Annotated in this window: 10 protein-coding genes; 4 read left to right on the forward strand and 6 right to left on the reverse strand. The window is 71.5% G+C overall.

Annotation, left to right across the window (positions count from 1 at the left end; genetic code table 11):
• Positions 1-3: 3 nt before the first annotated feature.
• On the forward strand, positions 4-1,110 hold the full coding sequence (locus AC2VOR_RS13845) for a branched-chain amino acid aminotransferase (RefSeq protein ID WP_369738261.1): 1,107 nt from the start codon (positions 4-6) through the stop codon (positions 1,108-1,110).
• Between the two features lie 13 nt (positions 1,111-1,123).
• Here the strand turns inward: AC2VOR_RS13845 and AC2VOR_RS13850 are convergent, their stop codons facing one another.
• From AC2VOR_RS13850 to AC2VOR_RS13865, 4 genes are read right to left on the reverse strand one after another with little or no spacing between them, the layout of a single operon-like run.
• Complete coding sequence (locus tag AC2VOR_RS13850) at positions 1,124-1,861, reverse strand: adenosylcobinamide-GDP ribazoletransferase (RefSeq protein ID WP_369738262.1); 738 nt, start codon at positions 1,859-1,861, stop codon at positions 1,124-1,126.
• Entirely contained in the window at positions 1,858-2,904 is a 1,047-nt protein-coding gene (gene cobT, locus AC2VOR_RS13855; protein ID WP_369738263.1) for a nicotinate-nucleotide--dimethylbenzimidazole phosphoribosyltransferase, read from the reverse strand. The genes AC2VOR_RS13850 and cobT overlap by 4 nt, the downstream gene beginning before the upstream one ends.
• Positions 2,904-3,464 carry a bifunctional adenosylcobinamide kinase/adenosylcobinamide-phosphate guanylyltransferase gene (locus AC2VOR_RS13860; protein WP_369738264.1) on the reverse strand — a complete coding sequence of 187 codons (561 nt, stop codon included), beginning with the start codon at positions 3,462-3,464 and terminating at the stop codon, positions 2,904-2,906. Before AC2VOR_RS13860 ends, cobT begins: the two co-directional genes overlap by 1 nt.
• A 27-nt stretch (positions 3,465-3,491) precedes the next feature.
• Positions 3,492-4,172, reverse strand: coding sequence for a DUF3043 domain-containing protein (locus tag AC2VOR_RS13865; protein WP_369738265.1), 681 nt, complete (start codon positions 4,170-4,172; stop codon positions 3,492-3,494).
• 193 nt (positions 4,173-4,365) lie between these two features.
• Between AC2VOR_RS13865 and AC2VOR_RS13870 the strand changes: the two genes are divergently transcribed.
• Both AC2VOR_RS13870 and AC2VOR_RS13875 read left to right on the forward strand, forming a co-directional pair.
• The gene (locus AC2VOR_RS13870) at positions 4,366-5,442 is read left to right on the forward strand and encodes a glycerate kinase family protein (protein WP_369741542.1); all 1,077 of its coding nucleotides are present in this window, start codon (positions 4,366-4,368) and stop codon (positions 5,440-5,442) included.
• Positions 5,443-5,521: 79 nt separating this feature from the next.
• Positions 5,522-5,878, forward strand: a complete 357-nt coding sequence (locus tag AC2VOR_RS13875; protein ID WP_369738266.1) for an iron-sulfur cluster assembly accessory protein — start codon at positions 5,522-5,524, stop codon at positions 5,876-5,878.
• 40 nt (positions 5,879-5,918) lie between these two features.
• Here AC2VOR_RS13875 and AC2VOR_RS13880 read toward each other — a convergent pair whose 3' ends face one another.
• On the reverse strand, positions 5,919-6,590 hold the full coding sequence (locus tag AC2VOR_RS13880) for an Rv0361 family membrane protein (protein ID WP_369738267.1): 672 nt from the start codon (positions 6,588-6,590) through the stop codon (positions 5,919-5,921).
• Between the two features lie 203 nt (positions 6,591-6,793).
• Here AC2VOR_RS13880 and AC2VOR_RS13885 point away from each other — a divergent pair, with 203 nt between their 5' ends.
• On the forward strand, positions 6,794-7,768 hold the full coding sequence (locus AC2VOR_RS13885; RefSeq protein WP_369738268.1) for a carbohydrate kinase family protein: 975 nt from the start codon (positions 6,794-6,796) through the stop codon (positions 7,766-7,768).
• 15 nt (positions 7,769-7,783) lie between these two features.
• On the opposite strand, the gene AC2VOR_RS13890 is transcribed toward AC2VOR_RS13885, so the two are convergent.
• Positions 7,784-8,276: asparagine synthase-related protein (locus AC2VOR_RS13890; protein WP_486963962.1), on the reverse strand; the 493-nt coding region annotated here is incomplete at its 5' end.

Below are 8,276 nucleotides of genomic sequence, written 5' to 3' on the forward strand. Positions count from 1 at the left end.
GCCATGACGAGCGGCTCCCCTGAATTCACGGTTTCACGCTCGCCACACCCGGCGACCGACGAGGAACGCCAATCCATCCTGGCCGAACCGGGTTTCGGCAAGTACCACACCGACCACATGGTGTCGATCGACTACACCGACGGCCAGGGCTGGCACGACGCACGGGTGATCCCGTACGGGCCGATCGAGCTGGATCCCTCGGCGATCGTGCTGCACTACGCGCAGGAGATCTTCGAGGGGCTCAAGGCGTACCGGTGGTCCGACGACTCGATCGTGTCGTTCCGCGCCGAGGCCAATGCCGCCAGGTTGCGCTCGTCGGCTCGGCGGCTGGCCATGCCCGAACTGCCCGACGAACTGTTCATGGGCTCGCTGTGTCAGCTCATCGGCGTCGACAAGGCCTGGGTGCCCGCCGCCGGCGGGGAAGAGGCGCTGTACCTGCGCCCGTTCATGATCGCCACCGAGCCGGGCCTGGGGGTGCGGCCGGCCAAGCAGTTCCGCTACCTGCTGATCGCCTCGCCGGCCGGCGCCTACTTCAAGGGCGGCATCAGCCCGGTCAGCGTCTGGGTGTCCACGGAGTATGTGCGGGCCTGCCCGGGCGGCACAGGTGCGGCCAAGTTCGGCGGCAACTACGCCGCCTCGCTGCTGGCCCAGGCCGAAGCCGCCGACAACGGGTGCGACCAGGTGGTGTGGCTGGACGCCGTCGAGCGCCGTTTCGTCGAGGAGATGGGCGGGATGAACATCTTCTTCGTCTTCGGCAGCGGCGGCTCCGCGCGGCTGGTCACCCCGGAGCTGTCCGGCTCGCTGCTGCCGGGCATCACGCGGGATTCGTTGCTGCAGTTGGCGATCGACGCGGGCTTCAGCGTCGAGGAGCGCAAGGTCGACATCGACGAGTGGCAGAAGAAGGCGGCCGCCGGCGAGATCACCGAGGTGTTCGCCTGCGGCACCGCCGCCGTCATCACCCCGGTGTCGCGGGTCAAGTACGGCGACGGCGAGTTCACCATCGCCGACGGCGATCCCGGCGAGGTGACGATGGCGCTGCGCGACACGTTGACCGGAATCCAGCGCGGCACCTTCGCCGACACCCACGGCTGGATGGCCCGGCTGGGCTAGCTTTGCTGTCCGCTCACCCCTGGAAGCCGGCCAGCGTCACCGCGCCGACCGTCGTCGTCAACTCGATGGCGGCGCCCAGCACGTCACCGGTGATACCGCCGAACCGCCGCACGCAGTGCCCCGCCAGGACCGCCCCGCAGCACGCCGCCACCAGCACCGCCACCGGCCCCTGCCACGGCCGCGGAGCGGCCGGCACGGAGGCGGCGAGCAACACCGCGACCCAGGCCGCCGCCACCGCCGCGGGCTGGCTGCCGGCGACGCGCGCGCCCAGGGCGCTGCCCTCGGCCGCCGGGACCGCTCGGCGACAGGCCAGCACCGCGGTGACCCGGCCCGCGACGACCGCCACGACGATCCCCGCCGGTGCCAGGGCTGCGAACGCGAAGCCCTGCAGCGCGATCGTGAGCACGACGGCGGCCACGCCGAACGCCCCGGTGGACCCCTCGCGCATCACCGCCAGCGCGCGCTCCGGTGGCCCGTAGCAGCCCAGCCCGTCGGCCGTGTCGGCCACGCCGTCGAGATGCAGGCCGCGGGTCGCGAGCAGCAGCACCGCCACCGCGAGCAGCCCGGGCAACGGGCTGGCCGGCCCGAACACCGCCGCGCCGCCCCGCACGACGGCCGCGGCCAGCGCGCCCAGGGCGGCGCCAACCACCGGCAGCGCCGTCATGGCGCCCCGGCCCAGCGGGCCGGTCGCGGCGCGCGGGACCGGCAGCACCGTCGCGAACGCGAAAGCCGTTGCCAGCGAACGTATCACGGGGACGGTCGGTCGGAGACGCCGGCCTCGCCGAAGGTTGCCATGGACGCCAGCGTGGCCACCGCAGCGCGCAGCACCGGCAGCGCCGTCGCCGCGCCGCTGCCCTCGCCCAGCCGCATCCCCAGCTCCAAAATCGGCTCCAGCGACAGGGCCGCCAGGGCCAGCGTGTGGCCCGGCTCGGCGGAGCGGTGACCCGCCTGCCACCACTGCCGGGCGCCCGGGGCCAGGCGCTCGGCGACCAGCGCCGCGGCCGTGACCGCCATGCCGTCGAGCAGCAGCGGCGTGCGCCGCACCGCCGCCTGCGCACAAAAACCCGCCAGGGCCGCGAGGTCCGCACCGGCGCAGCAGCGCAGCAGCCCCACCGGGTCGGGCAGCACCAGCCGCGTCCGGAACAGTGCATCGCGCACGGCGGCCGTTTTGCGCACCCACGCGGCGTCGTCGATCCCGGTGCCGAAGCCGACGGCCGCGACGGGCTCGGTGTTGGTCAGCGCCGCCACCAGCACCGTCGCCGGGGTGGTGTTGCCGATGCCCATGTCGCCGGCGATGAGCAGGTCGGCGCCGGCGTCGACCTCTTCGTCGGCGATGCGCCGGCCCGCGTCGATCGCCGCGACCGTCTCCTCGTCGCTCAATGCGTCCTGCACGCTGATGTCGCCGCTGCCGCGGCGCACCTTGTGGGCGCCGATGCGCTCGGAGGCAGCGTCGGCGTCGACCGCCAGGTCCGCGACCCGCACCGTCGCCCCCGCGATCTCGGCCAACACGTTGATCGCCGCGCCGCCGGCCGCGATGTTGGCGACCATCTGCGCAGTGACCTCCGGCGGATACGCCGACACCCCGGAGGCGGCGACGCCGTGGTCGCCGGCGAACACCACCACCCGGGCGCGCCCGAACTGCCGCGGCGGGCACTGCCCCTGGCACGACGCGGTCCAGACCGCCAGGTCCTCGAGGCGGCCGAGGGCGCCCCGCGGTTTGGTCAGAATGTCCTGACGGGCGCGCGCGGCCGCGGCGACGGCCGCATCCGGCGGCGAGATCGGCGGGAACTCCATCAGATTCCCGCCGACGGATTGATCGGCTTGATCGGCACCGCTTGCCCGGCCACCACCAGCACCACCCGATCGCACAACGCGGCGACGCGCTGGTTGAGCCCGCCCAGTTCGTCGGCGAACCGGCGTCCGGCCGCGGTGGCCGGCACGACGGTCAGCCCGACCTCCGGGCTGACCAGCACCAGCGGGGCGGCGAACGCAGCGACGGCGGCCAGCATGTCGTCGATCATCTCCTGCACCGGCTCCGCCGGCGAACCGGCGTCCCACGCGTTGTTGCCGTCCAGTACGGCCGTCAGCCAGGCGCCGAGATCGTCGACCAGCGCCGGGGCGTGCGGCGACTGCCGCAGCTGGGCGGCGACCTCCCCGGTTTCCACCGTCGCCCAGTGCGCGGGCCGGCGGCCGCGGTGCCGCGCGACGCGTTCCGCCCAGGCCGCGTCGGTCTCGTCGACCTGGCCGGGGGCCAGGTAACGGACGGGCTCGCCGGGCGGCAGCGACCCGGCGATGGCTTCCTCGGCCCAGCGCGACTTGCCCGACCTGATCCCGCCGAGCACCAGCGTGCGCACCGGGTTCAGGCGGCTTTCAGGCGACGCTCAGCCGACACTGCTGCCGCGCTCGACCTGGGGCTTGGGCGCCCGCATCCGGCGCATCTGGGAAGCCCGACTGGCGGCGTAAAGGCCCAGCTTCCAACGGCTTTCGGTGTTCTTCGGGAACTTCGCGTCGACCATTTTGGTGACCTTGCGGCCCAGAATGAACGCGTCGACGGCCATCACCGCCATCAGCACCAGCATCGCCGGGGACATATAGAGCTGCACCTGGGGGACCGCGAACATCACGAACAGCAGGAACAGCGTCGCCGGCATGAACAGCCCCAGCAGGTTGCGCCGGGAGTCCACCACGTCGCGCACGTACCGGCGTATCGGCCCCTGGTCGCGCGGCAGCAGGTAGCCCTCCTCGCCGGCCATCATGCGCTCGCGGCGTTCGGTCATCCGGGCCCGGCTGGCGGCCTTGTCGGCCCGGCGCTCCTCGCGGGTGAGCTTGGGCTTGGCGAGCGACTTGCGCCGGGCCCGCGCCTCCGACGCGGTCATGGGTGCGGGCGCGACCGGGCCCTTCTTGGCGCTGCGCCGGGCGTCGTTGCGTTTGGGGGTGGGCCGGCCCTTGGGTGCGGTGCGGCGCGACTCGCCGCGGTCTGCGTCGCCGGAACCGGAGCCCGGCTCCGGCGCGCCTTCGCCGAGGTCGTCTTCGTGGCTCTTCCTGCGGCCCAGTAGCTTCACAGCCGCCAGGTTACTTCGCGGCGGGCCCGACACGGAATCGCCCCGGAAAGCATTGCTATTAGGCATGCGCCGGCGATGAGGATGGCCCTACGCTTAGCCCTGTGCTGAACGGCTGGCTGTGATGGACGATGGCTCGATGGCGTCGGGTGGTGGCCCCGCCGGCCTCGCGCCAGGTCGTCTCCAGCTGCCGGCCATGCTGGTTCTGGTGGCCCCGGACTGCTACGGCGACAGCCTGTCGGCCGTGCAGGCCGCCGCCTCCATCGCGACGGGCTGGACGCGGTCACGGCCGGGCGACCGGTTCATCGTGGCCCCGCAGTCCGACGGCGGCCCGGGTTTCGTCGAGGTGCTGGCCAACAGGCTGGGGCAGAAGCGGCGCCTGAAGGTGTCCGGGCCGCTGGACACCACGGTCCGCGCCGACTGGGTGCTGGATGCCGCGTCGTCGACGGCGTACCTGGAGTGCGCCCAGGCGTGTGGCCTGGCCCTGCTGGGTGGCCCGCCGACCCCGGAGACCGCGCTGGCGGCCCACAGCAGGGGCGTGGGGCAGCTCATCGACGAGGCGCTGTGCTACGGGGCCAGGCGGATCGTGGTCGGGCTGGGTGGCAGCGCCTGCACCGACGGCGGCCTGGCCATGATCGCCGAGCTGGGCGGGCTGGACGTCGCGCGGCGGCGACTGGCCGGCGTCGAGCTGATCATCGCCTCGGACACCGAATACCCGCTGACGGGCCCGTGGGGGGCCGCCCGCGTCTTCGGTCCGCAGAAGGGTGCCGATACGGCCACCGTCGCGGCACTCGAGGTGCGCCTCGAGGCGTGGGCCCTCGAACTGGAAGCGGCGGCCGGACGTGACGTGAGCTCCGAGCCGGGAGCGGGCGCCGCCGGCGGTATCGGCGCCGGCTTGCTGGCGCTCGGCGCCCGCTGCGAGTCGGGCGCCGCCATCATCGCCGAGCACACCCACCTGGCCGACGACCTCGACATCGCGGAACTGATCCTGACCGGGGAGGGGCGGTTCGACGAGCAGTCGCTGCACGGCAAGGTGGTGGGGTACCTCGCCGACGAGGCCCGTCCGCGGGGCATCCCCGTGATCGTGCTGGCCGGGCAGGTCGAGCTGGACAATTCGGCAGTGCGCACCGCGGGCATCATGTCCGCCTTGTCGATCGCCGACTACGCCGGCTCGGCGCGGCTCGCGCAGGCCGACGCGGCCAACCAGCTGATGGGATTGGCCTCACAGGTGGCGGCACGGCTCGGGAATAGCGGTCCGGCGAGGTACCGTTGAACGTGTGGGTTTTCCGGAGCCGATCGGGCCCTGCTGAAGCCGACCCACCCAAGTACCGATGAGGCATGTAGGAGAAGCAATGACGGTGCAAAACGAGTCGGACGCCAAGACCCACGGCGTGATCCTGACCGAGGCCGCCGCCGCCAAGGCGAAGTCCCTCCTCGACCAGGAGGGCCGTGACGACCTCGCGTTGCGCATCGCGGTCCAGCCGGGCGGCTGCGCCGGCCTGCGCTACAACCTCTTTTTCGACGACCGGACACTGGACGGCGACCTGACCGCGGAGTTCGGCGGCGTCACCTTGACGGTGGACCGGATGAGCGCGCCCTACGTCGAGGGTGCCTCCATCGACTTCGTTGACACGATCGAGAAGCAGGGCTTCACGATCGACAACCCCAACGCCACCGGCTCGTGCGCCTGCGGGGACTCCTTCAACTGACCCGATGACGACCCGCTGACCGGGTCTACGGTGCGCGGGGCTAGTACGAGCCGCCGGTGCGTAACACGTACGAGCAGACCATGATCTGGCCGCGCTGGAAGAGCAGCTGCGCGATGCCCTGCACCTGTCCGCGCATCGGGCCACCGGTGGCGGGGGAGACGCGCATCGTGAACAGCGCCTGAGCCTGATACTGCGACAGGTACACGATCTTGTCTATAGAGGTCACCTCGACCTGGGAGAACTGTTTGCGGAACGCGTCGCTGGCGAGCCTGGCCAGCGCCAGGTCGGAGCGTTTGTCGCGCACGCCGTCGTACATGCCGCACAGCGCGTTGCGGACGACGAAGTCGAGCTCGCGGTGGTCCAGCGCGTTCAGATACTCCTGAATCGCCGTCTTGGCCGCTGACTCCGAGAACGTCGCGCCGGTGTTGGCCCCGTTGGTGCGCACCCCGTACACGATCGCCACGGTCGTCACGGCGGCCAGCGCGATGGCCACCAGAACGCTGACCAGCAAACGTCGCTTGGACCGTCGCTGCGGGTAGCCGACGGGCGCGGGCGGCGGACCTGCATAATTGGGCGGCGGGGGTCCCGCGGGGCCCCCGAAGACCGGGTTGCCGGCGGCGCGCCCGTCGGGATACTCGAGCGGCCGGGACTCCGGGTGCGGTGCTGGACGGTCGCTTCCGACGGTGTGGTTCGGCGGGTGCGGACCGGCCATCGTGGTTCTCCTACGGTGGTAGTTGGGGCGCCCGGGAGGACGTCGGGGGCGGCAAACGCCCGCGCTCGGGTCTGGGCAAGGGTCTCGCGACTGGTCAGGTTTGTAGGCAGGCTAGCGCACCGGCTCCCGCAGACCGTGGACGCAACGGCGGTCGATGCGCGTGAGTAAGCTAGACAACCTTAGTAATGAAGGGTGGAGATTTCGTGACGATCGCGGTGACTGGTTCGATAGCGACCGACAATCTGATGCGGTTCCCCGGAAAGTTTTCCGAGCAGCTGCTGCCCGAGCATCTGCAGAAGGTTTCGCTCAGTTTTCTGGTCGACGACCTGGTGATTCACCGCGGCGGCGTGGCTGGCAACATCGCGTTCGCCATCGGGGTGCTCGGCGGTGATGTGGCCCTCGTCGGTGCCGCCGGCGACGACTTCGCCGACTATCGCAAGTGGCTGCTGGCCCACAACGTCAACTGCGACCACGTCCTGATCTCCGACAGCGCGCACACCGCGCGCTTCACCTGCACCACCGACGTCGACATGGCCCAGATCGCGTCGTTCTACCCCGGCGCCATGTCGGAGGCCCGCAACATCAAGCTCGCCGACGTGGTCTCGGGTATCGGCAAGCCCGAGCTGGTGATCATCGGCGCCAACGACCCCGAGGCGATGGTCGTGCACACCGACGAGTGCCGCAAACTGGGCCTCCCGTTCGCGGCCGACCCGTCCCAGCAGCTGGCCCGGCTGTCGGGAGACGAGATCCGCAAGCTCATCGACGGTGCGGAGTACCTGTTCACCAACGACTACGAATGGGACCTGATGCTGTCCAAGACCGGCTGGACGGAGGCCGACGTCATGGCGCAGATCGGGCTGCGGGTCACCACGCTGGGCCCCAAGGGCGTGGACGTGGTGCAGCCCGACGGCACCAGCATCCACGTCGACGTCGTGCCCGAGACCAGTCAGGTCGACCCCACCGGGGTCGGCGACGCTTTCCGCGCCGGTTTCCTGACCGGGCGCAGCGCCGATCTGAGCCTCGAGCGCTCGGCGCAGCTGGGCTCACTGGTGGCCGTGCTGGTGCTGGAGTCCACCGGCACGCAGGAGTGGACGTGGGACCACGAGGTCGCGAAGACCCGGTTGGCCGGCGCCTACGGCGACGAGGCGGCCGCCGAGATCACGGCGGTGCTCACCTAGGTTTGCGCTCGTCCCTCAGAGCTGCACCGGGTAGACCGGCTCGCTGATCCGCGGCACGACGCTGTGCTCGACGAAGATGGCGTGCCACAGCATGAAGATGAGCACCGTCCACAGCCGGCGGCTGTGATCGCTGACGCCGTTGCGGTGCTCGTCGAGCATGCGGCGGACGGTGGGCAGGTCGACGAGGCGCCCGGCCTGCGAGGAGTCCACCATCGCGTAGGCCCACTCCAGCAGCTCGCCCGCGCGCAGCCAATGGCGGATCGGCACCGGGAAGCCCAGCTTGGGCCGGTGCAGCACGTGGGCCGGTACGACGGGCTCCAGCGCGCGGCGCAGCGCGTACTTGGTGGTGGTGCGGGTGATCTTGGCATCCACGGGCAACCGGGACGCGACGGCGAACACCTCCGGGTCCAGAAACGGCACCCGCAGCTCCAGCGAGTTGGCCATCGTCATCTTGTCGGCCTTGACCAGGATGTCGCCGCGCAGCCAGGTGAACAGGTCGAGGTGCTGC

The organism is Mycobacterium sp. TH-M103 (genome assembly GCF_057473785.1).

Bases quoted from the DNA above. Each gene is read 5' to 3' on its own strand.
- AC2VOR_RS13875 (WP_369738266.1), top strand. From the start codon at position 5,522: ATGACGGTGCAAAACGAGTCGGACGCCAAGACCCACGGCGTGATCCTG.
- AC2VOR_RS13845 (WP_369738261.1), top strand. From the start codon at position 4: ATGACGAGCGGCTCCCCTGAATTCACGGTTTCACGCTCGCCACACCCG.
- AC2VOR_RS13880 (WP_369738267.1), bottom strand. From the start codon at position 6,590: ATGGCCGGTCCGCACCCGCCGAACCACACCGTCGGAAGCGACCGTCCA.
- AC2VOR_RS13870 (WP_369741542.1), top strand. From the start codon at position 4,366: ATGCTGGTTCTGGTGGCCCCGGACTGCTACGGCGACAGCCTGTCGGCC.
- cobT (WP_369738263.1), bottom strand. From the start codon at position 2,904: ATGGAGTTCCCGCCGATCTCGCCGCCGGATGCGGCCGTCGCCGCGGCC.